The 24,513-nt window shown below is 65.6% G+C and carries 20 protein-coding genes; 8 read left to right on the plus strand and 12 right to left on the minus strand.

Going from position 1 to position 24,513, the window contains the following annotated elements:
- Positions 1–264: 264 nt before the first annotated feature.
- Complete coding sequence (locus tag Q7V45_RS03205) at positions 265–2,733, minus strand: ATP-binding protein (RefSeq protein WP_304846865.1); 2,469 nt, start codon at positions 2,731–2,733, stop codon at positions 265–267.
- A 762-nt stretch (positions 2,734–3,495) separates the two neighbouring features.
- On the opposite strand from Q7V45_RS03205, the gene Q7V45_RS03210 reads away from it, so the two are divergent.
- Positions 3,496–4,695 carry an MFS transporter gene (locus tag Q7V45_RS03210; protein WP_304846868.1) on the plus strand — a complete coding sequence of 400 codons (1,200 nt, stop codon included), beginning with the start codon at positions 3,496–3,498 and terminating at the stop codon, positions 4,693–4,695.
- 688 nt (positions 4,696–5,383) lie between these two features.
- Here Q7V45_RS03210 and Q7V45_RS03215 read toward each other — a convergent pair.
- Both Q7V45_RS03215 and Q7V45_RS03220 read right to left on the minus strand, forming a co-directional pair.
- On the minus strand, positions 5,384–6,970 hold the full coding sequence (locus Q7V45_RS03215) for an ABC transporter substrate-binding protein (RefSeq protein WP_304846871.1): 1,587 nt from the start codon (positions 6,968–6,970) through the stop codon (positions 5,384–5,386).
- Positions 6,971–7,033: 63 nt separating this feature from the next.
- Positions 7,034–7,282: a hypothetical protein gene (locus tag Q7V45_RS03220; RefSeq protein WP_304846874.1), complete on the minus strand. Its 249-nt coding sequence runs from the start codon at positions 7,280–7,282 to the stop codon at positions 7,034–7,036.
- A gap of 118 nt (positions 7,283–7,400) precedes the next feature.
- Between Q7V45_RS03220 and Q7V45_RS03225 the strand changes: the two genes are divergently transcribed.
- The gene (locus Q7V45_RS03225) at positions 7,401–8,192 is read left to right on the plus strand and encodes an enoyl-CoA hydratase-related protein (protein ID WP_304846877.1); all 792 of its coding nucleotides are present in this window, start codon (positions 7,401–7,403) and stop codon (positions 8,190–8,192) included.
- A gap of 92 nt (positions 8,193–8,284) precedes the next feature.
- Here Q7V45_RS03225 and Q7V45_RS03230 read toward each other — a convergent pair whose 3' ends face one another.
- The 3 genes from Q7V45_RS03230 to Q7V45_RS03240 form a co-directional block, all read right to left on the minus strand.
- A complete protein-coding gene (locus Q7V45_RS03230; protein WP_304846880.1) occupies positions 8,285–8,620 on the minus strand; it encodes a hypothetical protein in 336 nt (111 codons plus the stop codon).
- Between the two features lie 2 nt (positions 8,621–8,622).
- The gene (locus Q7V45_RS03235; RefSeq protein ID WP_304846883.1) at positions 8,623–9,384 is read right to left on the minus strand and encodes an SDR family NAD(P)-dependent oxidoreductase; all 762 of its coding nucleotides are present in this window, start codon (positions 9,382–9,384) and stop codon (positions 8,623–8,625) included.
- Positions 9,385–9,640: 256 nt separating this feature from the next.
- Entirely contained in the window at positions 9,641–9,841 is a 201-nt protein-coding gene (locus Q7V45_RS03240; RefSeq protein ID WP_304846886.1) for a hypothetical protein, read from the minus strand.
- A gap of 703 nt (positions 9,842–10,544) precedes the next feature.
- Here Q7V45_RS03240 and Q7V45_RS03245 point away from each other — a divergent pair.
- Complete coding sequence (locus Q7V45_RS03245; RefSeq protein ID WP_304846889.1) at positions 10,545–11,999, plus strand: DHA2 family efflux MFS transporter permease subunit; 1,455 nt, start codon at positions 10,545–10,547, stop codon at positions 11,997–11,999.
- Positions 12,000–12,476: 477 nt separating this feature from the next.
- On the opposite strand, the gene Q7V45_RS03250 is transcribed toward Q7V45_RS03245, so the two are convergent.
- The 3 genes from Q7V45_RS03250 to Q7V45_RS03260 are packed head-to-tail and all read right to left on the minus strand — an operon-like array spanning position 12,477 to position 15,174.
- On the minus strand, positions 12,477–13,580 hold the full coding sequence (locus Q7V45_RS03250; RefSeq protein WP_370692550.1) for an amidohydrolase: 1,104 nt from the start codon (positions 13,578–13,580) through the stop codon (positions 12,477–12,479).
- Positions 13,581–13,585: 5 nt separating this feature from the next.
- The gene (locus Q7V45_RS03255; protein WP_304846892.1) at positions 13,586–14,275 is read right to left on the minus strand and encodes an alpha/beta fold hydrolase; all 690 of its coding nucleotides are present in this window, start codon (positions 14,273–14,275) and stop codon (positions 13,586–13,588) included.
- Positions 14,272–15,174, minus strand: coding sequence for an NAD(P)-dependent oxidoreductase (locus Q7V45_RS03260; RefSeq protein WP_304846895.1), 903 nt, complete (start codon positions 15,172–15,174; stop codon positions 14,272–14,274). Before Q7V45_RS03260 ends, Q7V45_RS03255 begins: the two co-directional genes overlap by 4 nt.
- 264 nt (positions 15,175–15,438) lie before the next feature.
- Between Q7V45_RS03260 and Q7V45_RS03265 the strand changes: the two genes are divergently transcribed.
- From Q7V45_RS03265 to Q7V45_RS03280, 4 genes are all read left to right on the plus strand, one after another.
- Complete coding sequence (locus Q7V45_RS03265) at positions 15,439–16,239, plus strand: SDR family NAD(P)-dependent oxidoreductase (RefSeq protein ID WP_304846898.1); 801 nt, start codon at positions 15,439–15,441, stop codon at positions 16,237–16,239.
- Positions 16,240–16,717: 478 nt separating this feature from the next.
- Positions 16,718–17,308, plus strand: coding sequence for a DUF1236 domain-containing protein (locus tag Q7V45_RS03270; protein WP_304846901.1), 591 nt, complete (start codon positions 16,718–16,720; stop codon positions 17,306–17,308).
- 25 nt (positions 17,309–17,333) lie between these two features.
- Complete coding sequence (locus tag Q7V45_RS27010; protein ID WP_370692551.1) at positions 17,334–17,885, plus strand: hypothetical protein; 552 nt, start codon at positions 17,334–17,336, stop codon at positions 17,883–17,885.
- A gap of 163 nt (positions 17,886–18,048) precedes the next feature.
- Positions 18,049–20,124 carry a hypothetical protein gene (locus Q7V45_RS03280; RefSeq protein ID WP_304846904.1) on the plus strand — a complete coding sequence of 692 codons (2,076 nt, stop codon included), beginning with the start codon at positions 18,049–18,051 and terminating at the stop codon, positions 20,122–20,124.
- Between the two features lie 85 nt (positions 20,125–20,209).
- Here the strand turns inward: Q7V45_RS03280 and Q7V45_RS03285 are convergent, their stop codons facing one another.
- From Q7V45_RS03285 to Q7V45_RS03295, 3 genes are all read right to left on the minus strand, one after another.
- On the minus strand, positions 20,210–20,644 hold the full coding sequence (locus Q7V45_RS03285) for a response regulator (protein WP_304846907.1): 435 nt from the start codon (positions 20,642–20,644) through the stop codon (positions 20,210–20,212).
- 64 nt (positions 20,645–20,708) lie between these two features.
- On the minus strand, positions 20,709–22,817 hold the full coding sequence (locus Q7V45_RS03290) for an ATP-binding protein (protein WP_304846910.1): 2,109 nt from the start codon (positions 22,815–22,817) through the stop codon (positions 20,709–20,711).
- 346 nt (positions 22,818–23,163) lie between these two features.
- Positions 23,164–23,313 carry a hypothetical protein gene (locus tag Q7V45_RS03295; protein ID WP_304846913.1) on the minus strand — a complete coding sequence of 50 codons (150 nt, stop codon included), beginning with the start codon at positions 23,311–23,313 and terminating at the stop codon, positions 23,164–23,166.
- A gap of 532 nt (positions 23,314–23,845) precedes the next feature.
- On the opposite strand from Q7V45_RS03295, the gene Q7V45_RS03300 reads away from it, so the two are divergent.
- A complete protein-coding gene (locus Q7V45_RS03300; protein WP_304846916.1) occupies positions 23,846–24,478 on the plus strand; it encodes a chloramphenicol phosphotransferase CPT family protein in 633 nt (210 codons plus the stop codon).
- Positions 24,479–24,513: the final 35 nt, after the last annotated feature.

Consider the following 24,513-nt stretch of genomic DNA (forward strand, 5'->3'; position numbering starts at 1 on the left):
ACAATGAAGTCCGGACGCATTTATCTCTGTCCAAGGATTCTCCGGGCCATCGGTCCGTGCAGCGGTACGGCCAAGTCGTCACGCGGCCGATTCTCGGCGGACTTCATCATCAATATTGCCGGATGTAGTATTCAGTAGGCAGAGGCGGTCGGCGCGCTCGTCACGGCGCGCACCAACGCGTGAGCTGTACTCGACGAATTCCTCGAACGAGTGCGGCCGGCGGTCGAACAAGCCCGTCGTACCATCTCTTGCATCCTGCAGGGCTCAAGTTGGCCGGTTGTCCAACCCCAGCCTGTCGAGCTTCTCGAACAGCCGTACCAGATCGGCACGGCGTACCGGCTTCGTCAGATAGGCGTCCATGCCGGCGGCCAGCGCCGCTGCCTGCTCCGACGGCTGGGAGAAGGCGCTGAGCGCCACCAGCGGCAGCCGGCTTCCGCCTTCGCCTGCATTTCCGTCGGTCGCTTCACGGGCGCGGATGGCGTGCGCCGCCGCGCAGCCGTCCATCTCGGGCATCTGGATGTCGAGAAGGACGGCGTCGAACGCGCGCTGCCCGCAGGCCTCGACCGCCTGGCGGCCATTCGACACGACCTCGACCGTATGGCCGAGGCCTTCGAGCAGAAGGCGAACCACCATCTGGCTGGCTGGCGTATCCTCGGCCACCAGGATGCGGCGCGGCGGGCTCGCCGGCTTCGGCATCGACGGCTCGGCGACCGCGGCGGTACTGCTGCTGCTGCTGGCGCGGCAGGGCATCTTCAGCACGAAACGGGCGCCAGGCTCGCCGGGGTTGGCCAGCTCCAGCGTGCCCTGCATGGCGACGGCGAGGCGCCGGGCGATGGCGAGCCCGAGGCCGGTGCCGGACTTGCGCGCATCGGCGCTGCCGTCGCCCTGCACGAAGTGCTCGAAGATCCGGTCCTTGAGGTCCACCGGAATGCCCGGACCGCTGTCGCTGACCTCGAAGCGCAGCGTGCGCTCCCCGGACGGCGACTTGCCGGCGTGGACCGACAGCGCCACCCGCCCGCCGGCCGCGAACTTCACCGCGTTGCCCAGCAGGTTGGTCAGGATCTGCGTCAGGCGCGGGCCGTCGCCGCGCACGCGCGCCGGCACGTCGGGAGTGACGTCCTTGTCCAGCCGCAGCGCGGCGGCGCCGGGCAGGGCGGCGATGGTCTGCATCAGGCTGCGCAGCAGGCTGCGCAGGTCAATGTCGTCCTCGGCGAGTTGGATCTGATCGGCCTGTAACCGCGAGAAATCGAGCACGTCGTTGACGATCTGCAGGAGCTGCCGGCCCGACGTCTGCATTGTCTCCAGGTAAAGGCGCTGCTGAGTGTCGAGCGGCGTCACGGTGAGCACCTCGGTCAGCCCGATCAGGGCATTGAGCGGCGTGCGGATCTCGTGGCTCATGGTGGCGAGGAAGTCGGTCTTGGCGCGCGACGCGTCGGCCGCCTCCTGACGCGCGGCCAGCAGCGCGGCCTCGCGCTGCTTGATCTCTGTGATGTCGATGTAGACGCAGATCCGCCCGCCGTCGGCGGTGCGGCGCTGCACGAGCTTCATCCAGTTGCCGTTGGTGAGCCGGATCTCCATCGAGCCGTAGCTGCGGTGGATTTCCATCCGCTCCTCGATCCACGCCGCCTCGCGGCCGACCGCGTCGGCGTAGACTCCTTCGCGCACCGTCGCGGCCAGGATCTCCTCGAAGCTGCGCCCGATGTTGCGGACGCGCGACACCACGCCGAGCTTCTGCAGCACCTGGGCGTTGGCGGTGACCAGCCGTTCGTTGGCGTCGTAGTAGATGAAGGACTCGGGGAAGGCCTCCACGAGATCGCGCAACTGGTGGTGTAGGCGCTCGGCCTTCTTGTGCTCGTCGATGTCGCGGAAGAAGAAGATGATGCGGCCGCCCTGCTCGCTGGGCAGCAGGCTGATCGACGCCTCGATGGAGACTTCGGTTCCGTTGGCGCGCAGCACCGGTATCTCGCGCCGAGTGCCGGGCGCGGCCTGGGTGTCCGCCCAGAAGGCCGCGACCTGGTCGGCGAACACCGCGCGGTAACGCGTTGGCACGAGCAGGTCGATCGCCGACGCCCCGATCGCCTGCTTGGCCGAGTAGCCCAGGCACGCCGCTGCGGCGGCGTTGAACTCGGTGATGCGGCCGGCGCGATCGATGGCGACCAAGCCTTCGAGCGAGGTGTTCAGCACTTGCTGCAGGTAGTCTTGGCGCTGTTGCAGGTGCTGCCGCTCTGCGGCGAGCCGGCGGTTGGCGAGGCGCTGATCGAGCTGCGCTACCAACAGCCGGGCGAATTGCTGCAGCAAAGCGCGCTGGCCGGCCTCGAGACGGCGCGACCGCCGGTCGATCACGCACAAGGTGCCGATGCGGTGCCCGTCGGTAGTCAACAGCGGAGCGCCGGCGTAGAAGCGGATGTTAGGCTCGCCCAGCACGAGGGGATTGTCGTGGAACCGGTCGTCCTGCGCGGCATCGGGGATCTCGAACACGCCGTCCTGGAGAATGGTGTGGCCGCAGAAGGAGATGTCGCGCGGCGTCTGGGTTTGCTCCAGTCCGACGCGGCTCTTGAACCACTGACGATCGACATCGATCAGGGAGACAAGCGCCACCGGGACATCGAGGCTCTCGGCGACCAGCGCCGTGACCTCGTCGAACGCGGCCTCGGGTGCAGTGTCGAGTATCTCGTAGCGCTGCAGGGCGGCGAGGCGAGCGGCCTCGTGGGAGGCGGGGGGCGAAGGCAGCATGACAACTCTCGAAACAGGGTGGCACCCACACGATCGAAGGCGGTCGCGCCATTGTAAGCAATCGACATGCCACCGGCGAGCTTTCGAATGGGACAGACCGGAGCCAGAAAACATAGGCCGCTCAAGGGCTCGCGACTGCCGCGTTTGTCCTCATCCGCCAAAGGCTTTGCATTTTGCAAAGATCAACCCCCAGCAACCCGCAGCAATTCGCACAATGCGAACGACCACGCATGGTAGCGAGTATGGCGCGTTTGGAATGAGCGCTGGCGCCAGCGCGTCAATCGGGAGTTCGCGACCAAGGCAGCTGCGGAGGGACTTGGTGGAATCGGAGAACGTTGGATCCCAGGTTCCAATCCTCCGCCAGTGCCGCACGGGACATCGGTCTCCAGGGAGCGGACTGGTCCCGAACAAGCCCAATAGCGGCGGGCATTTCGCCAACGACCTGTTGATCGGTCTCGGCGCCACCAGGGCTCCCGGCTCTCTCACGGGCCTTCTCTCTTCGAAGCTGTTGCCCACCGGATTTGGTACGCTTCTCGTAAGACATTGAAGCTGCGCGGTAATTCGGTGCGCAGTTCTGATTGTCTGCGCGGTCGTGCACCTTCCGCAGATCGATGGGACCGACGTCGCCGTCGAAGGCGGAGGTGAGCGGCGTGAGACTGACGGTCGTGGCCTTGCCCCTGGAGGGCACCGGGTCCAAGCGACCGTTCCCCAGGCGACGCGCGCCTGCAATGCCTGTCATACTGTTTCCCGATGTTGCTGAGAGTGACGCTCCCGTTCGCCGCGGCGCACTTCGTGAACCAGGCCGCGCGCACGGTGATGGCGATCGTCGGGCCGGTGCTCGCCGTAGAGCTTGGCCTGTCGGCGGTCGAGTTGGGGACGCTGGCCGCCTGCATGTTCGCGGCCTATGCCGTGACGCAGCTGCCGCTGGGCGTCGCGCTCGACGCCTTCGGCGCGCGGCGCGTCCAGGTCGCGCTGATGGCGCTGGCGGCGCTCGGGTTCGCCATCTTCGCGCTGTCGCCGGGATTCGCCGGGCTGGCGCTGGGGCGCGTCCTGCTGGGCGTCGGCATCTCGGCCGGGCTGATGGCGGTGCTCAAGGGTAATGCCGACTGGTTCGAGCGCCGCCGCGTCGCCCAGGTGATCGGCATCTCGACGGCGATCGCCGCGGTCGGCAGCACGGTCACGACCGTGCCGGTGGAGGCCCTGCTGCCGACGCTCGGCTGGCGCGGCGTCTTCTGGGTGCTGTGCGCCGTCACGCTCGCGGTCGCACTCTGGATCTTCCTGTCGGTGCCCGAAAAGCCGCGCGGGCCGGGACCGGCGCCGACGCTCCGGGGCTACCTCGCCTCGAGCGCGCGCATCCTGGCCTCGCCGACCTTCTGGCGCTTCGGCCCGGCGGTCGCGACCATCTCGACCTTCAACTTCGCCTACCTCGGCCTGTGGGCCGGACCGTGGCTGCGCGACGTTGCCGGCATGGACGGGGCGACCCGGGCCGGCGTGCTGTTCCTCTACACGCTGGCGATGATCGCGGGCAGCGTGCTGACCGGCAGCGCCGCCAGCCGCGCGGAACGGCTCGGCCTGCCGGCCGTGATCGTGCCCATCGTCGCCCTGGTCGCCGTGGTCGCGGTGCAGGTCGGCCTGATGTTGCAGCCGCGCGGGTTCGCGGTCGTGCTGGCGCTGTTCCTCGCGATGGCGCTGTTCAGCGCCGCCGGCTCGGTGGGCTACGTGGTGGTCAACCAGATGTTCCCGCCCGACCTGACCGGCCGGGTCTCGACGGCGACCAACACGGTGGCGCTGGGGCTGGCCTTCGCGGTCCAGGCGGCGGTCGGCTGGATCCTCGACCTCTGGCCGCGCACCGATTCGGGCGGCTGGGATCCTGACGGCTACAGCTGGGCGCTGGGTATGACGGTGGTGCTGCAGGCGGTCGCGGCGCTGGTCATGGTGACGGCGCTGCGCCGGCGTCCCTGACGGGCCTGGTAGCCCGCGGAACGGCGCGCATGCCAACGGCAGGGGAGCGAGACCAATGGTCAGACAGCAACGCGCGCAGGTCGGGATCATCGCTGCGGGGCCGTCGGGGCTGCTGCTGGTCCGTCGCCTCCGTCGCTCGGCCGGACACGATCCTTGGTCGGTATCGCAAGCTCGCGGCCCACAAGTTCGATGGCTCGAAGGCCAGGCAATATCCGGACAGGCCCCGGATCAAGCGGGAGGTCGAGGAACTGATCATTCGGATGGCCCGCGAGAACCGGGACTGGGTGCCCTTGCTCAGTATTCCGTCCGGTCATGGAATCGGTGCGCCGATGAAGGCGACGGTTGCCGATGTTCGGTGATTGAAGAGGGATCTGGCGCGCCGGCAACCGAGTGATGCCATTGCGGATCGCAACGAGGTCCGGCGATGCAACGGCGGTACAAGTGCGATCACCGCAAGGGGTTCAAGCCGCGCGACGCTCGTAGAGATTGCGCAGCCGGAACGAGAGCAGGGAACCGACAGCGCACAAGCGCATGAGCATGCCTATGAAGGTATGACTGCGGCGCCGAAAACTCTATGCTTTCTCGGCTTTTGGGAGTCTTGAGCAAGCACACCCAGCTGCGCCGGATCGTTGCGGCCTGTGCCGGCGACAACAACTCCGAACGCATCTGTTCTGGGACAAGGCTCTTCTCAGCGGTCGATCCAGACGTCCTCGAAACGCCAGTGGTTGTAGATCGTGTTGACGGCGAGGTTCAGGCCCTTGACCTCAGGCCGCCAGCAAGTGGCGGCCCAGTCGTGCTGGATCACCGGGCGTGCACCGTCTTCCTGCAGCTTCTTGTCGATCTCCCACACCAGCTTCTTGCGCGCCTCGATGTCCATCATGCGCGACTGCTGCTCAAAGAGCTTCTCGATCTCCGGGTTGCAGTAGTTGGTGTAGTTTCGTTCCGAGCCGCAGCTGAAGGTTTCGTAGAAGACCACGTCGGGATCGTCGATGCCGACGCCCTGGACGTTCATGCCGACGGTGAAGTCCTTGCGGGCCATGCGATTGTACCAGACCGATGTGTCGAGCGGCTCAAGCTCGCCCTGGATGTTCACCTGCTTCAGATGGTCGATCAGGATGACTGCCTGGTCGCGATAGGTCGGGATGTTGCGGGTCGAGACCTTGATCTTGAGCGGATTATCGGCACTGTAGCCCAGCTCGCTCATGATCTTGCGGCCTTCCGCGCGCGCTTTCTCGTGATCCGCGCCGTAGCCTGGAACAGTAGCGAGGAAGTCGGCTGGCATGCCCCACAAGCCCTCGGGAGGCGGCAGCATCGAGCCGCCTTGCCGGTTGGTCCCTTGGCCGATGATGTGGGTGAAGGAATCGCGGTCAATCGATAGTACCATGGCCTTGCGGATGCGGGGATCGTCGAACGGTGGCTTGTCGCGATTGACCAGAAGATTTGCCTGGGTGTTTGTCGGCAGCATCTCGCAGACGGCCCACGGCGCCTGGAGCATGAGATCCTTCAGCGCGGGTGCCGCGATCTGGGCCGTGAAAGTGAGGTCGAACTTGCCCGCGACGAAGGCCAGAGACGAGGTCGCGCGGCTGGGAATAATTGAAAATTCTATGGCGTCGAGGTAGGGCCTGCCCGGCTTCCAGTAATCCTGGTTCTTGACGAGCTTGATGCCCTCGTTCTGCCTCAGCTCGACGAACTTGAATGGTCCAGTGCCGATCGGCTTGGTCCGCATCTGCTGCGCCGAGGTATGGCACGGATAGACCGGTGAGAAGGCGCCCGCCAGCATGGTGAGCAGCGACGGTTGCGGCCGTGCGAGATGGAAGGTGACCTCTTTGTCGCCGTTGACTGTGATTTCCTTCAGATTGAAATACCAGGTCCTGCGCGGGTTCTTGCGGAGCTTGGAGTCCGTCGAGATCAACATGTCCCAAGTGCACTTCACGTCGGCGCTGGAGAAGGGCTTGCCGTCGTGCCACTTGACCCCGTCGCGAAGCTGAAAGGTGAGTTTAGTGCCGTCGTCGTTCCACTTCCAGGAGGTGGCGAGGTCGGCAACGATATGGTCCGGGGCGTTCTGCTTGGTCTTGGGATCGAAGACCACGAGATTATTGTAGACCGACATGAACGGCATGACGGTCGAGATCGTCGCTTCCTCATGGATCGAGGCACTGGGAGGATTGTCGCGATGAGTGACGCGAAGCGTGCCGCCGGATTTCTGCGCCCAGGCGGCCGGGGCCGCGGTGAGGGCCAGTATGGCCGCGACCAGCGGCAACATCAGATTTTTCATCCTTATGTCTCCTCCTCTTGTTTGTGATGACGTTAGCACTTCCCTGTGCCTGGCGGACACCGTCTAACGTGTGAGTCCCGCAGAGGAGTCCCTGGGCGGGGCGGACATGCGAGTCTGCCGCATGCGACCAGGAATCTCGATCACATCGTCGTCTTCGGCGAGGGCCATCTGCGCCGGATCCTTCTCGCCTACGCCGACTGTTACAATGAAGTCCGGACGCATCTGTTCATGGACAAGGACTCGCCAGACCGCCGACCGGTCCAGCGCCACGGCCAGCTTGCCGCGTGGCCGATTCCCGGCGGCCTTCATCATGAATGTTGTCGGATGTAGTATTCGGCGGGCACAGGCACCGATTTATCCATTGCGAGAGACCAGTGCCTTCCACCTCATTCGGTGAGATCATCGGCTCATTGAACTGGAGAGACGAGCAATGGGTGAATACAGCAAGACCGAAACCGAAGGCCGCATATTGATCGTCACCATCAATCGACCGGAGGTCTATAACGCCCTCCACCCCATGGCGAACCAGGAGCTGTCCGACATCTTCGACGGCTTTCGCGAGAACCCCGATCTCTGGGTCGCAATCATCACCGGCGCGGGCGACAAAGCGTTCAGCGCCGGCAACGATCTGAAGTACCATGCCGACTACAGGAAGAAGACAGGCAAGTTACCGGTTCATCCGCCTCGCAGGATGGGCGGCCTGGCCAGCCGCTTCGATCTCGAGAAGCCGGTGATTGCGGCGGTGAACGGCGTCGCCATGGGCGGCGGCTTCGAGATCGCCCTTGCCTGCGACATCATCGTCGCTTCCGACAAAGCCACCTTCGCGCTGCCGGAGCCGAAAGTGGGTCTGGCTGCCGGTTCGGGAGGTATGCAACGGCTCTCGCGGATGATCCCGCTCAAGAAGGCAATGGGCATGCTTCTGACTGGGCGTCACGTCTCGGCGCAGGAAGGCTTCGAGTTGGGCTTCGTCACCGAAGTGGTCCCGAATCATGAGCTGATGAATGCGGCCAGGCGGTGGGCCCGCGATATCCTCGCGTGCTCCCCGATGTCGGTGCGTGCGACCAAGCAGGTCGTGATGCGCTCGCTGGACACCCCCGCCCTTGAGACCGCCATGCACAATCTCGACTATCCGGCCTTCGTCGCGATGACCAGGAGCGAGGACACGGTCGAAGGTCCGCGCGCCTTCGCCGAGAAGCGTAAGCCGGACTGGAAAGGCCGGTAGCAGCGGTCGTCTGTTCGGCCCGTCGCATCTGACCGCGTGGGTCTACCCAGAGGTCAGCCGGCGCATAGGCGTGACTTCGCTGCGCTGGTGGCTCATGTGGTCTTCAGTGTGCCGGCGATTTCGATCACTTCGCGGGTGCGGACCACTCTCTTGCCCCACATACGGTCGAACTCCGCGATCAGAGCGGCGAGTGCAGGTGAAGATTGGATGGCGTCGGCCTCGGCCAGGTTCGCGAACTCGTAGAACGCAAAGTGGACGAGCGGGTTGGTCTGGCTCCAGCCGCGCCATGCCCGCTGTGCCTTGAAGGCCTTCAGTGCATCGGGAAGATGCTCGGTCTCGTACCAATGGTCGAACTTGTTGCGATCGACAATGTCGACCAGGGTGGCGCGGACGATCAGTTGGCAGGCTTGCAGAGAAGGGGATGTCATGGTCAGGCGAGCCCGATACGTTGACGAAAGGATTCGTCGCGCATCGAAACGTCCTGGCCAATCAGATCATCGCAATTGCCGGCGCAGAGATAGACCAGGCCACGCACCGCATGGTCGACCGGCGAGAGTTCGGAGCGCGGGATTTTGCTTATCGCGTTGATACCTGAGGCGCGAATCCTGACCTGCATCTCGGTATCGATCGTACCCGGCGAGAATCCGAAAACGCGTAGATTGCGGCCCGCCGTTTCGAGCGCGATGGAGCGGGTGAGCATGGCAAGTCCGGCCTTGCCCGCGCAATACGCACTCCAGCCCTCGAGCGGGCGGTGTGCAGCGCCAGAAGAGACATTGACGATTGTGCCGCCGCGGCCCGCGACCATGCCACCCAGCACGGCGCGCACGACATGGTACGCGCCGACCAGGTTGATCCGAATGTTGTCGGCCCAGATGGTGGGGTCAGACGCCGCAATCTCAGCAATCGGCTCAATGATGCCGGCATTGTTCACCAGAAAGTCTAGGCCGCCCAAGCTCTGGCGGGTCACAGCGACGGCACGTTCTACCGCTGCGTAATCGCCGACATCGCAAGCAAGCGACTCCGCGCGCCCGCCGGCACGGACGATATCTTTCGCGACGCCTGCAACGGCGGCGCCATCGCGGGCCAGCAACATCACGCCGGCGCCTTGCGCCGCCATGGTGCGGGCTGTGCTTTCCCCCAGTCCACGGCTCGCGCCGGTGATCAACGCTACCTTGCCGCTGAGATTGCCCATAAGTGCCTGCTGTCCAGTTAGCTGTTGCGAATCAAGTCTATTTGGAAGGCAGCTGCCTGTCCTTGCTCAAAAATCGATGCGGCCCTGAATCGGTTTGCCGATGAAGGCCACTCGGTGACGTTCGATGATCGGAGCGCACGCCGCTCTCTTGCGATGCGGACTCCCCGCATGTGTTCTGAACGCCCCTGCCTCCAAGCGACGCAATAGCGGCCGACGGCAGTACGACGGTGGTAGAGGTTCAGTCGCCGTAAACGGGTCAGGCCGCCCGACGCTCGTAGCGATGCCACTGGACGACGGTTGCCGGTTTGACCAGCACCATGGCGTCGAGGATCTGTGGCCAGATCCGGTGAAGCCAAACCCAGAGCAGGCGGTCGGCGGCGAAGAGCCGAGGCAAGCCAGGGCGTTGCCGGCGCAGTACGGTCAACTGATGTCGCAGGGCGACGAGTTCGAGTTCCAAGGTGAGGCGACTACGAACCCGGAACGCGAGCAGGGAACCGAGGGCGGAAAGAAGCGTGAGCGTGCCAGTGACGGTATGGTTGTGGCGCCGAAAGCTCCATGCCTTCTTGGCCTTTTAGAGCCTTGGGTAGGCACACCCGCCCGAGGCGGTTGCGCAGGGGGGCGCTGACCAGCCTGCGAGAGAAGCTGATCAAGATCGGTGCCAAGGTCGTGCGCCACGCCCGCTACGCAGTCTTCCAGATGGCCGAAGTCGCGATGCCGGGAGAACTGTTCGAGAAAACAGTGCGGCTGATCGACGGGCTGCGACGACGATCGGCTCCAGCGCAAGACCGCACCAATGCGCCGTCACCACGGGAGGAGGGCGTCCGAATGACGAGGGAAAGGGCCAAATCGACGGATCAAAAGTCGTTCTGGGCGCGCGCATGGCGGAAGCGGTGGTGGAACCTGTGTCGGCCGCTGACGGTTTCCTCGAAACCCGGCAGAATGCTGGCGTTCGCACCGTCCCTTGGGTCTATCTGCGGAATGTCGGCCAAATAGACCCGATCCGTATCAATCTATCTGACGACGGACACCAGGGAGGCCGCTACACTCCGATCGCCGAGACAATGCCATAAGGAGCAGTAAGAACGACATCCCGGGATGAATCCATCGCCGAGAAGGGTGGCCTCTTCTCGATCAGCGGACGGCAGTGGCTCATCCTGCTGATGGTCCAACTCGCCAACATGCTGTTCGGCATGACCATTACGCTGGCCAATCTGGTGCTGCCGCAGATGCGTGGCAACCTGTCGGCGACGCAGGAAGAGATCTCCTGGGTCATCACGCTCAACCTGGTCGCGACCGCCATCGCCACGCCGATGACGGGCTGGCTGTCGAGCCGGCTGGGCTGGCGCAACCTGATGTTCTTTACGGTGCTCGGTTTCACCACCACCTCCGTGCTGTGCGGCGTGGCCAACAGCCTGGAGAGCCTGATTCTGGCCCGTGTAGCCCAGGGGGCGTTCGGCGCGCCAATCATGCCGCTCGGCCAGGCCATCCTGTTGGCAACCTTCCCGAAGCATCTTCAGCCCGCCGCTCTCGTGATGTGGGGCATCGGCGCGGTGTTCGGTCCCGTGGCCAGCCCCATCCTGGGCAGCATCGTGACGGAAGCCTACGACTGGCGCGCAGCCTTCTTCATGATCCTCCCGCCCGGGATCTGCGCGCTGATCTGCATATGGTTCGCGCTCCGCGACCACACGGCGCGCGCGACCGTGAAATTCGACTGGATCGGCTTCATCGCCCTCTCCGTGGCGATGGCGGCCGCACAGCTGATCCTCGACCGCGGCCACCGGCTGGACTGGTTCGAATCGACGGAGATCATGCTGTTGGCCTTCACGGGCGCGCTGGCACTCTGGATCTTCGTCATGCACTGCCTGACGGTGCCGGCGCCATTCCTCAATCCGCGCCTGCTGCTCGACCGCAACTTCTCCATCGGGATCCTGCTCGCCTTTGTGATGGGCATGCTGAACTTCGTCAGCATCGTGCTGTTTCCGACCCTGTTCCACGACCTGCGCGGCTACCCCGACAATGCCATCGCCTGGCTGATCGCCGCGCGCGGCGTGGGCAACTGGACAGCGTTCCTGTTCATCGCCCAGCTCACGCGGGTCGCCCCGCGATTCGCCATCGTCTGCGGCATGGCGCTGCAGGCCGGGGCGGGATTCTGGATGGCCCAGTTCGACATCAACCTCACCGATTCAGACGTGTTGTGGGCCAATTTCCTGCTGGGTCTCGGCCAGTCGATCGCCTTCACGCCGATGACGGTGATGGCCTTCTCGACCCTGCCGCCGCGCCAGGTCACGGAAGGGTCCGCCGTCTTCACCCTGATGCGAAACTTCGGCTCCAGCCTGTTCATTTCCATCGCCGTGCTGACCGTCAGTCGCTCGACGGCATCCAACTATTCGCGGATGACGGAGTTCATCACGCCCTACAACAAGTCCCTGTCGATGCCGGGCCTGCCGCCGCAGTGGAGCCTGGAAAGCCCCGGCGGCCTGCAGAGCCTGTCCAACGAGATCCTGCGACAGGCCGCGATGATCGGCTACCTGGATGCTTTCCACCTGATGGCCTTCGTCGCCCTCGCGGCGATGCCACTCGCCGCCTTCATGCGCCGGGAACGGCGAGACACGTAGTGTGCCTCAAGAGGCCTGCATGGGACGGAGTACTGTTGGCGCTCTCCTTCAGTGCTGGCGCCCAGACCGTGACCGATGGTGACACGATCAAGCTTGCTGGCGTGACGTACCCGTAAGGCCCAAAAACTGGAATAGCCGCAGGTTAGCCAGTCAAGCAGGGTCGATATAACGGTGCCGGAGGTGTTCCCGTAAAAGTGTCCGGACGGCCGACGACGCCGTCGTCGAAGGTCGGGGCAGGGTGCGGTATGGATTGGGCGCGTATCCTTGCCTGCGTGACGGGGACGGTGGACCGGGAGCTGCTGGCGGGGTGGACCGACTTCTCCATCGCCGAGGTGCTGACGCTGCGCGTGCTCGTGACCTGCTACATGCTGTTCTTCAGAGCCGCCGGGTGGATATCGCCGGGATCACCGTTCATCCGAATGAGGCGTGCACATGCTCACTCCGATGACGTCTGCTCACATCGGTGAGAGATCCGGGCTAGACGTCCGCGAGACCGAGGCGATAGACGCGGTTCGCGGTGCCGCTGAAAATCGCCTTCTTCTCGTCGGCGGACGCGCCCGATGTCATGCGCTTGAAAGCGTTCCAGAGGGCGGACGGGCCGATGCCCATCTTGTCGACGGGATAATTGCTCTCGACCATGCAGCGGTCGGCGCCGAACAGTTCAAGGCAGGTTTTTACGTAAGGCCCCCAGTAGCCAGCGAGCCCTTCGGACGACGGCGGCGACGGCGCCTGCATATAGTCGAAGGCGGCCAGCCGCATCATCACGCCGCCCAGCTTCACCGAAACGTTGGGGCAGGCCGCCAGCTCCTTCATCCCCGCCTTCCAGGTCGCGAATACCTCGTCCTTCCGGCCGGCATAGGGGCCGTAGCCCAGCGGCCCGCCCATGTGACACATGACGATGTTGGCCGACGGGAACGCACGGGCGAGGTCGACCACCTCGGCGAGTTGCGGGTGGAACACCCAGGCATCGAGCGACAGGCCCAGTCTCGCCAGCTGCTTCATGCCGGCACGAAAGTTCGCGGTGCCGTAGAGGCCCGGCCCATCGAAGTGGTGACTGTTGCCGATGATCGGGTCGGCATCCCAGGCCGCGGAATGGCGGATGCCGCGGAAGCGGCCGCCGCCCGCCGCGATCTCGGCCTCCAGGACTGAAGCGACCCGCTCGCCCAGCGTCAGGTCGGCAAAACCGACGATGCCGGCGCCGACCTTCGTCGACCCGTAGCGACCGCTCGCGCTCATGGCCGCCACGCCGGCCACGAACTCGACTTCGCCCACCGGCTTCATCTCCTCGGGCCCGTGGGCGCGGTACATCGAGCGGCATTCCTCGAACACCGTCGCCACGACATTGTGGCCGCATCCAATGTCGATCAGCAGCTCGTCCAGCAGATAGCGATAGCCCGGGAAGTCCCACAGGTGATGGTGGGTGTCGACGATTGCCAGTTCGGGCTCGAGGACCGGCTCCTGGGGCGCCTTGGCGAGCCACGCGTCATCGGGCTTGAAGATGCGGCCAAACCGCGTCGGCTCGCCGGGCTTGTGGCTGGCCAGCATCGAGCCGAGCGACGAGGCACCCTTCGTCTCGGTCACGTCCGTCATCCTTCCGCGATCAGCCGCGCCAGGGCGGCCGGCTCGCTCAACATCGGGTAATGGCCGGTATCGAGTTCGTGCCATCGTGCCTTCAGCCGCTCGGCGGCGCGGCGCTGGTGCGCGACGGGCGGGTTCGAGCTGCGCTTGCACCAGATCACCGAGGCGTTCCACGCCTGGTCCCAGAAGCGGTCCAGCTTGACCGGCGCCTGCATGGCGGCGATCGGATGCGGCGTGCAGCGCTCCAGCGCCCAGGCCCGCACCTTGGGCTCGAGATCGACGAACAGGCGCGTCTCGAAATCCTGGCGCGACGGGCCGGTGCCGAGTTCGGTGTTCACGGCGGTCGGACGCTTCACGATATCGGGCAACGCCTCGCCGTCGAGCAGCGCCAGCGCATCGGCGAACACCACCCGCGCCACACGCTCGCGTGCAAGTTCGGCCGCACGCGCCATCACCATGCCGCCGGTGCTGGTGCCCGCCAGCACGACATCCTGCAGGTCCTGGTAGAACAGCAGCTCGGCGATTTCGGCCGCATGGCTCTCGGTGTCGATGCCGGCGCGAAGCGCGCCCTTGCGCTCGGCGCAGCCGTCGAGCGTCGGCGTCAGCACCAGATGGCCCCTGGTCTGCAAGTGCTCGGCAGTCGTCTTCCAGATCCAGCCGCCCTGGTAGGCGCCGTGGATCAGCACGAACGTGGTCATTGCCCTGTCCCCTTCTTCACCGTGACGCCCGCCATCTGCTCGAAGACTTTGACGATCGCCGCCCCGTCCTGCTTGTTGAGGCCACGGGCACGCGCCATCTGGTAGACCTGCTGCGTGACGTTCGCGAGCAGCAGCGGCACGCCCAGGCGCTTTGCGAAGCCAGTCTCCAGTTCCTGGTCCTTGTAGGAAATGTCGATCGTGCCGCCCGGCTCGAAATCGTCGTTCAGAATGCGCGGCACGCGCAGTTCCCACGCGGCACTGGCGCCGGTCGAGACGCGCACCACGTCATAGATCATCTGCGGATCGAGCCCCGCCTTGACGCCCAGTACCAAGGCCTCGGCCACCGCCACGGTGTTGACCTGGACCAGCATGTTGTTGACCAGCTTCATGGCGAGCCCATTGCCCAGCGGGCCGACATGAAACGTGCGGTTGCCCATGGCCGCGAAGAGGTCCTCGCACCTGGCAACCACGTCGGCGGCGCCGCCCACGATCACCGACAGCTCGCCCGACTGCGCCCGGCCCGTGCCGCCGCTCACCGGCGCATCGAGCATGGCGATACCCTGAGCCGCCAACTTGTCGGCGAGGGCGCGGGCGGCGAAGGGATCGATGGTCGCCATGCAGAGCACGATGTGGCCCGGCTTGGCGCTCTTGATGATGCCGCGCTCGCCGGCGATGACCGATTCTGCCTGCTCCGTGGTTTCGACGATGACGATGGTCCGGTCCACCGCCGCCGCCACGCCTTCCGCCGTACCGGCGAGTTCGGCGCCCTTGGCTCGGAGCGGCGCGGTCTTGGTCTGATCGATGTCGTGCACCACCAGCGCGAAGCCCGCTTTCACGAGATTGAGCGCCATCGGTCCGCCCATGGCGCCGAGTCCGATGAATCCGACCTTGTCGGCCATGTTCTTCTCCCCCGTCTCTTGCTGGGTGTTAGACGCCGCCCGTGACGTCGGTGCCCTCGGGGCCGAGTTCGGCCGCGGTGATCAACGCCACCCTGTTCGCGAAGCGCATGGTTTTCTCGCAATCTCTTCTTGGTTGTGAGGATTGTGCGGGCCCGGCCGGGGGAGTCAATCAGACCACCGCCTGTCGTTTCGCTGGCCGCCGTGTCACGATCCCGGGCCACGATCGCGGCTGAAAACAATGTCGGGGAAGCGAGGAGGACAGGCATGCAACCGGGGAAGAGACTGATCGGCAAGGTGGCGCTCGTGACGGGCGGCGCGTCGGGCATCGGTGCGGCAACGGCCAGGCTGTTCGCCCTGCACGGCGCTTCCGTCGTCCTCACCGACAGCAACGCCACGCTTGGCAAGGCGGTGGAAAAGGAGATCGTCGACACAGGCGGAACGGCGACCTTCGCGACCCAGGACGTGCGCCACGAGGCACGGTGGGCCGAGATCGTGGCCGACGCCGAGAAGGCCTATGGCCGCCTCGACATCCTGTGCAACATCGCCGGTATCTCGGGACGCGATCCAAAGCTCAACATCCAGACCAGCCTGACGGCCGGACCGCGCCTTGCCGACCAGACGCTGGAGCAGTGGAACTGGGTCATGGAGATCAACGCCACCGGCGTCTTCCTCGGCACCAAGGCCGCGGTGCCGGCCATGCTGCGGGCCGGCGGCGGCTCGATCATCAACATCTCGTCGATCTGCGGCATCGTCGGTTCGCACGCCAATGCCGCCTATCACGCCTCCAAGGGCGCGGTGCGGATCTTCTCCAAGGCCGCGGCGATCCAGTACGCGCGCGACAGGATCCGCGTGAACTCGGTGCATCCGGGCTTCGTCGACACGCCGATGACCGTGCCGGGCCATTCCAATCCGGACGTCGCACGCCAGCGCCTCGAAGCGACGCCGCTCGGCCGGTTCGGGACGCCTGACGACATCGCGGCGGGCTGCCTCTACCTCGCCTCCGACGATGCCGCCTGGGTCACCGGCAGCGAGCTGGTGATCGACGGCGGCATGACCGCCAACTAGCGGATGGCTGGCTGATCGGGTCGGCATGACGACGGGGATCTCGCGCGAACCCCGTATGGCCAAAAAACTGAATCGGCCGGGGAACAGTGATTAGGCGGCGTAGGTAGTCGTTCCTGAGGCGGCTGAGTACAATTTTGCGGACGGTCCATGATGCCGTGGTCGATCGGTGTAGGGCAGGGGGCGGTTATGGATTGGGCGCGTATCCTGGCCTAGTCGAAGCTGCCGATGTTGCCGAGCAGGGCGGCAATCACGCGCGTGGCGGTCAACATCAGCACGATGTCGTCATCCACGTGCACATGCTCGTATTGCCGCAAGGCGGGGGGAGCTTCCGGAGCCCGACCGGCGGCCGAAACGCGGAAGTTGAAGGCGGCTAAATCGGACGACGAGCTGGAACCCGCGCTCGGACTTTGCGTTCACCCCATGCTCCCAATAGGCGCGATCGGCAGCGGCCGGCCCGGATACGAACCCGGCGGTAACGATGCATGGCGACCTTTCGCAGGAAAAGCATCAACAGGAGGAACGACCCGTGCGAACCGCTTCGATCGCTTTCATCTCCATTCTGTTCGCTGCACTGGCGTTGCCAGCTTCGGCCGACAACGACAAGGGCAAGGGCCATGGACAAGGCCAAGGTCAAAGCCAGGGCAAGGGCCAAGGACACGGCCAGGGCAAAGGCGACAAAGACAACGACAACGATCAGGGACGCGGCCGTGCCGTCGTGGTGCCCAACCAGCAGATCGTGCCCTACCAGCAGGTCGTGATCATCGACCGCGATCGCGACAAGGTGCGCACCTACTATCGTAACGAATACGTCGCCGGCCGGTGTCCGCCAGGCCTCGCCAAGAAGAACAACGGCTGCTTGCCGCCTGGTCAGGTCAACCGAACGTGGGTCATCGGTCAGCCTTTGCCGCCGGAGATCGTCTACTACCCCATGCCGCGCGAGCTATGGACGCAGCTCACCCCGCCGCCTTACGGCTACGAGTATGCGCAGGTGAACAACGACATCGTGCTGATTTCAGTCGCCACGCGAGTCATTGCCGCCCTGCTCGGCGACGTCGGTAGCTTCGACTAGGCCTCCATTAGAAAGAGAACATTCCATGTCTGCAAACAAGTCGCTCGCCAGCCTGATGGTACCGGCCGCGCTCGCTGCGAGTCTGATGGCGAGCCTGGGCGGCTGTACCCAAACTGGCGGTGCAACGCAGCCGGGCTACGTCAACACGTCGGCGAACAACAGTTACAATAGCGGCTATAACAGCGCCCAGGGCGGCGAGCAGGGCCGCGTGGTGTCCGTCCGCGAAGTCCCCTTGCGCGGCGGGTCGGGCATGAACGACGGCACGCTGGTCGGCGGCGGCCTGGGTGCGGTGGGCGGCGCCGCGATCGGTGCTGCCACGACCAACTCGGTCGGCGGCGCGGTAGTCGGTGGCCTACTGGGCGCCGTGGGCGGCGCCATCGCCGGCAACATCGTCGGCCGCAACGGGTCAAGCCAGCGCGGCATCGAGGTCACGGTGCAGAAGGACGACGGCCAGACCGTCACGATCGCTCAGGCCGACAACGGCGACGTGCAGATGGGCGACTGGGTCCGGGTCGTCCAGGATCGCAATGGCGTGCCCGTCGTGGTGCGCGATCAAGGCGTCCGGCGCGACCTGTAGGAATCAGCGATATCCCCTTGGGGAAATGCGGCGTCGTTGCCAATTGGCCCGGCGGAGGGTTGTAGCCCCACCCGGTGCTTCGTGGCGGCGGGCCGAGCCAATGTGATCGGAACTGGCTTGCACCATCGACGTTTGCGAATTCGTATTCACTGCGAGGATGACAATGGCCGATAATGCCGGGGGCGGTGGCAACCGCCTGCTCTATTCGATCATCGGCGTCCTTGGCGGTGTCGTGGCCGTCGGTAGCGTTGTCCTGTTCGGCGGCAATCTGCTGAATTCCGACAAGACCAGACCAGCGGATCCTCTCCCCACGGCGCAAAGGCCAGCGCCAGATCAGGTCGCCGCGACGGCTCCCGTACAGCCATCGGCCATTGCGCAGCCGCCCGTCCTTTCAGACGCCGATCGCAATGCCCTCGCCGCGTCGATAGACCGGGCGATCACTGCCGGTGATTTCACTTACGCCGAACGCTTGCTCGCCGACGCAAACCGGAACTTTGCCGGCAACAGCGACTGGACTCCGCTGCAGCAGAAGCTCGCCCGAGCCCGGGCCGATCGCAATACGCAGGTGCGCCAGGCAGAGGCCCGGCGACTGATCGCCGAGGCACGCCGGTTCGCCCAGGTCGGCGATTTCTCCGACGCGGAAGCGCTGTTGCAGGAAGCCGAAGAGCAAGCCCCGGGCTTCGCCGAGACCGCGCAGGCGCGCGGCGACATCGCCTCGATGCGCACCGAACGTAACCAGCTTTATCGCGAGCGCTACCAATACCAGGCCGCGATCGACCAGACTCTCACCGCCTATCGGCTTTGGGAAGCGGAGCGCCTGCTTGCCGACTATTCCCAGCGCTTCAATGCGGATGACGAATATCGCGCCCGGGCCAATCGCCTGGCGGAGATGCGCGCCGAGTCGACCTGGCGGGCGCGCATCAACCAGTCACGCAATATGATCGGCAACGCCCGGCAGGCCATGGATCGCGGCGACTTCGTCGAAGCCGAACGTCTGCTTGTGCTAGCCGACCAATCCGCGCCGGGGTTCCCCGAAGTCAACCAGGCACGCGCCGATCTCAGCCGCCGCCGGGTCGCGGCCGAACAACAGCAGGACGGAATCCGTCTGATTCTCGCGGCGATCGACGCGGCGTTCCAGCGCCGACAGTACGACGACGCCGAGCGCGCCATCGAGGACGGGCGTCGCCGCTACGGCTCCTATTCCGGGTGGGCCGATCTGCAACGCCGCACCGCCAGCGCCAGGCAGGGCAACGATCAGCAAGCCAACGAATTGCGCCTCCAGAATGTCCGCGCACTCGAACTGGTTGCGACCGCGCGGCGCAGCACAGTGCAAGGCGACTTCGCCACCGCCGAGCGTGCACTGGCCGAGGCCAACAGCATCTCCACCTCGATGCCCGAGGTTGCCATCGCGCGTGCCGAGTTCGAGCGCGCCAAGGCCGATCGCGCACGCCAGGACGCCGAGATCCGGGCCGTGGCCGCATCGGTGGACGCCGCCCTGGCGCGCCAGCAGTATGCCGATGCCGAGCGATTGATTGCCAGCGGCGCCAAGAGTTATCCGTCGCACCCGGGGTGGGTCGACCTCTCTCGCCGCCTCGCAGAGACTCGCCGCACGACGCCAAGCCAAACCGGCAACGCACCGATGCTGGCTCTACCCGTGCCCGTACAGGCGCTTCCCACGGCGCCGAGCCGTCCGGCGGCAGTCCCACCCCCTGCTGCAGCTGCGACTACAACCGCTCCGGCTCCTCCCTCACCTCAGGCGAACACACTGCCCGCCGCCCCCGCTCGGCCGATGCCAGCCGCTCCGCCAGCGCCACCCGCGGCGGCGCCGCCCGCGGCAGCACCGCCAGTGGCGGCACCTCCGCCAGCGCCCCCCACGGCCAATACCCCGGCGGCGAATGCGCAAGTTCCGCAGCTCGTCGCCGCAGCCCGCGAGGCCATCAAACGGTCGGATTTCCCCGCGGCGGAGAAAGCCGTCGCAGAAGCGGAGAAGCTCGATGCCAAGGCCATGGCCAAGGCGGCGCCGGTAGTAAAGGTGCGTGCCGAGCTGAAGGCCGCGCTCCTGACGAATTTCGTCGAGGAGGCCCGCGACGCCATCAAGCGCTCGGATTTCACCGCTGCGGAAAAAGCCATCGGTGAAGTGGAGAAGCTCGACGTCAAGGCAGCCTCGGTAGTTCGTGCAGAACTGAAGGCTGCCGAAGGCAAATCAAAGGACAAGCGGGCGCCTGCCAACCGCGATTAGGCCAGCATAGCGGTGCCGGAAGTGTTCCCGTAAAAGTGTCCGGACGGCCGCCGACGTCGTCGTCGAAGGTCGGGGCAGGGAGCGGTTATGGATTGGGCGGGTAGCGGCGCCGGCCGCCCAGTCCCGTGGAGAACCAGCTTTTCTCGCCATGCTTCGGCCCATCGCGGCCAAGTCGAGGCGAGGCGACCAGCATCAGCACCGCCTTCCGCAGCGGGCCAAGCGGCACCGGCTTGTTCGCGAAAACAGCTATGCCGATCTCCTGAAGCGTACGTTCGGACAGTCCGTCGATGTGGGCCGACATCATGATGAAGGCCGCATTCGGCAGGATCGCCCGCAACTCCTTTGCCAGCTGGATGCCCGACATGTCCGGAAGATTGAAGTCGAGAAGGACCACGCGGGGCAGGTGCTCCGTAGCCTGACGCAGCGCCGAGGTGCCGTCGTAGGCCATCCGCACTTCAAGCTTGGAGAGGATGAGGTAGCCCGCCATTTCACCACATTGATCCACGTCGTCCTCGACCACGAGGACATGGCATCGGGCGGGGACGCGGCGAGAGCGAAGTGGAGACTTGTCCATCGTGCGACCTTTACGTCTCGCCAGCCGCCGGCAGCACGATCTCGAATCGCGCGCCACCTTCGGCGAGGTTGGTCGCCGTTATGGTGCCGTTCATCTCCTCGACGATGCGTCGGCAGATTCGCAGTCCGAGCCCGGTGCCGGTGCCGCGCGGCTTGGTGGTGACGAATGCCTCGAACAGCTGCGGCAGGATGGCGCTCGGAATGCCGGGGCCCGTATCCTCGACGGCGATCTGAACGAAGGCGTGGCCGTCCCGCAACAGGGGGCGGGCCGAAACCTCCACAGCACTGCCGCCCGCATCGCGCGCATTGACGATCAGGTTGACCAGTACCTGCTCGACGCGTCCGACGTGGCCGATGACCGGGGGCAGTCCTTCCGCGACCGATACCGACACCGTGACGCCGGCCTGGCGGGTGGCGTACCTGGTCAACTCGACAGCCGCGTGCACTGCCGTCGCCGGGTCAAATGGCGTCGCCTCCTCGGCGGCCGTGCCACGCACGAAGGCGCGCAGCTCGCCCGCGATGCGACCCGCGCGCTCGACCTGACTGGCAATTCGGGCGAGCTTGCTCTGCAGGAATGCGCTGTCCGGAGCGACACCTTCGCCCATCGCATCGCTGAGGACCTGTTCGGCCGAAGCGCGGGCAATGTCGATCACCTGCAGTGGCTGTATGATCTCGTGCACCACGGTGGCCGCCATCTCGCCCACCGTCGCAAGCCGCACAGCGTCGAACAGGGCCCGCTCGGCGTCACGCCGCTCGGTATCGTCGACGCCCAGGAAGACGATGCTGTTAACCAGCCCGCCTTCCCCGAGCACGGGCGTTGCCGTCACCGATATCAAGCGCTGCCGCCCCTGCCGGTCATGAATCTGGTTGGCGAAGCGCACCGGCTCGACCCGGCCGGGCTCGAACGGGCCGGAGAGCCAGCGTTCGAGCACGCCCGGATCGAGCGGGCAATCGACGATCTCCTTCAACGGGCGGCCGACCGCGTCCGCCGCAGCGACGCCGGTCACTGCCGTATAGCCGCTGTTAGCCATGATTACGGTCAGCTCGCGATCGACCAGGACGATCATCGCGCCACTCGATTCGACGATAGAACGCAGCCGTGCCATCTCTGCGTCGAGCCGCTGAGTCAGCTGGATGCGTTCCTCGAAATCCCGCATGATCCCGGTGATGTCGACCCAAAGCCCAACGGTGCGCCCGTGGGGCGACATCTTTTTCGACCACTCGAACCAGCGCCCGTCGACCGACTGGCGCATCGGCGGCTCGCCTTTGCTGCGGAAGCGCCTGATCCACTCCTCCGGCGTGTCGAGCAGCGGCTCGCCACCCCCGACGTCCAGTCTGGCCGTCTCGCGCGCCAGTTCCTCGTAGGTGATGCCGAGAACGCCGGGCCGCTTCAGGAGGGGCATGGCCGCGACCGCGGCGGAATTGAACATCAGCAGCCGCTCGTTGCGGTCGTAGAGCGTGACGCCGGCGGGCAAGGCCTCGATCGTCTCCTCGAGGAGGTCGCGCGCCTCACCGGCCTTCTGCGATTGCTCGTAGTGCAGGATCGACGCTCGGCCGACGAGCAGGATCAACACCAGGCAGGCCGCGGCAAATCCCCCGGTGATGACGGTCAGCACGAGAAGCGCCTCGCGGTATTCGTCGGCCATGTTCCCGACCAGCGTTTCGGCCTCCTGGGCGATCGCCCCGGTCAGGTCGTTCACCCTGGCATGAAGTGTGGCGGCGTCGTGCATCGTGTTCGGGTCGATCAACCGCCGCGGTGGATCGAACGCTGCGATCTGCGGCGCGAGGCGCTCGTGCAGGGCCACGCTCGCCGCACACACTGCACGCAGTTCCGCAAACTTAGACGCACGCGGGTCGAGATGGTCGCAGATCGCGGTCCGGGCGGCCTGCACCTTTTCCCAGGCCTGCGCCACCGGAAGGTCGCTCTCGGCGAGCTGTCGCCGGCCGGTGGACAGGGTAAATATGCTGCGCATCAAAACGCGATTGCTCTGGTTGAGGGTCCGGATCTCGGCCGCCCTGTTGCGGCTGTGCTCGACCTCAGTCGCTCCCAACGACATGGCGACGTCGGCCAGCGCTGCCGCGCCGCAGGCAAGCGCCACCAGCCCGGCGGCGGTCGCCAAGGCGACGCCCCTGGCCCCGAGTGCCAGCCGGACCCGCTGCAGGTTGCTGCGCGCCCGATCGAGGAAGGGCCGGTCCCGCAGGGACGCGCCGGGACCCGTGGCAAGCCGCGGGGTCAATGTCATCCCGACAGCCTATCACCCGACATTCCCCGGATGAAACCTTGGAACCGCGAGAACCGTAACATCCTGTCGGGTTCCGGTGAAGCCGTATGCGGCCTGTGCCATTTTCCCGGCGCTTCCGCCGTCTCCACCGTCTCGAAGGAGCTTTTGTCGCTCAGTTTGGCCCTTCCCCTCGCCATGAGAACGCACCCCTCCCGTGGTGATGACGGATCCGCCCCGTTCGATCTTACGCCGGAGCCGGTCGTCGTCGCAGCCCGTCGATCAGTCGCGGTATTTTCTCGAACAGTTCTTTCGGCACCGCGACGTCGGCCATCTGGAAGATGGCGTAGCGGGCGTCGCGCACGACCTTGGTCCCGATCTTCACGAGATCGTCCATAACTAAACTCCATCCACTAGCGTGAAGGGCGGGATCGAGTAGGCTGAGCCTTCGTGATCGCGTTTCTGAGTCTCGCCCTGCATGTCCTGATCTCTCCGTTCACGACGCGGGCACGGCTGGAAGCGGAGATCGTGATGCTGTGGCATCAGTTGAACGTGCTGCGCCGACGCGTTGCCTCGAACCGAAATTGGCCGTCGCCGACCGACTGCTCTTCGTCTGGCTCTATCGCCTGTTTCCGACGACGTTGAAGGCTAAGGGAGCGCTGTGATGGCCGATGAGTTCTCTGATGCCGTATGGCCAGAAAACTGAAACGGCCGGGGAACAGCGATTCAGGCGGCGTCGGTAGTCGTTCCTGAGGCGGCCGAGTACAATCTCGCGGACGGTTCACGATGCCGTGGTCGATCGGTGCAGGGCAGGGGGCGGTTATGGATTGGGCGCGTATCCTGGCCTGCGTGACAGGGGCGGTGGACCAGGAGCCGATGCTGTCCCCGTCGTGCGGTCGGCCGGCATTCACCCGCACCTCCGGGTCGGCATGACGATGGAGACCCTGGAACGCTGGCCCGACATCGTGCTGGTCAACGGCCCGTCAAGTGCGGGGAAGACCACGCTTTGCCGCGCCCTGCAGGCGGCGATTCCTTCTCCCTATCTCGTCGCGGGCTTCGACGACTTCATCCTGATGTCCACGCCACGCTACTACCGCGGCGCAGATACCGGTCGGCAGGCTGAACGCGATGCGTTCACGGCGCTGGGCGTCGAGATGGTGACGATATCGGCGCCAGGAACGCCGCCTGCCGTCGTGGCGCGTTTCGGGCCGGTGTTCCGCCGCCTTGTACAGTCGATGGCGCCGGCGGTGCGTGCGCTGGTCGACGGCGGCAACCCCGTCATTTTCGACCATGTGCTGCACGACCGCGCCATGTACGAGAGCTTTTGTCGCTCGACGGCCGGACTGGATGTCTTCGCGATCGGCGTAACCTGCCCGCTCGGTATCCTGGAAGCCCGCGAGCGCGCCCGCGGCGACCGCGTCATAGGCCGGGCGCGCGGACTTGCCGACATCGTCCATACGTTCTGCGAGTACGACGTGACGGTCGATACCGGTGCCATGGGAACCGAAGCGTGCGTGGCCATTATCCTCGAAGCCCTCGCCGGGCGCGCGCACGGCAAGTGATCTGGTCATGCCCACGCGGCAGGCGAGCGCCGGTG

It is taken from the genome of Reyranella sp., from assembly GCF_030651995.1.
In the GTDB taxonomy this organism is placed as follows: domain Bacteria; phylum Pseudomonadota; class Alphaproteobacteria; order Reyranellales; family Reyranellaceae; genus Reyranella.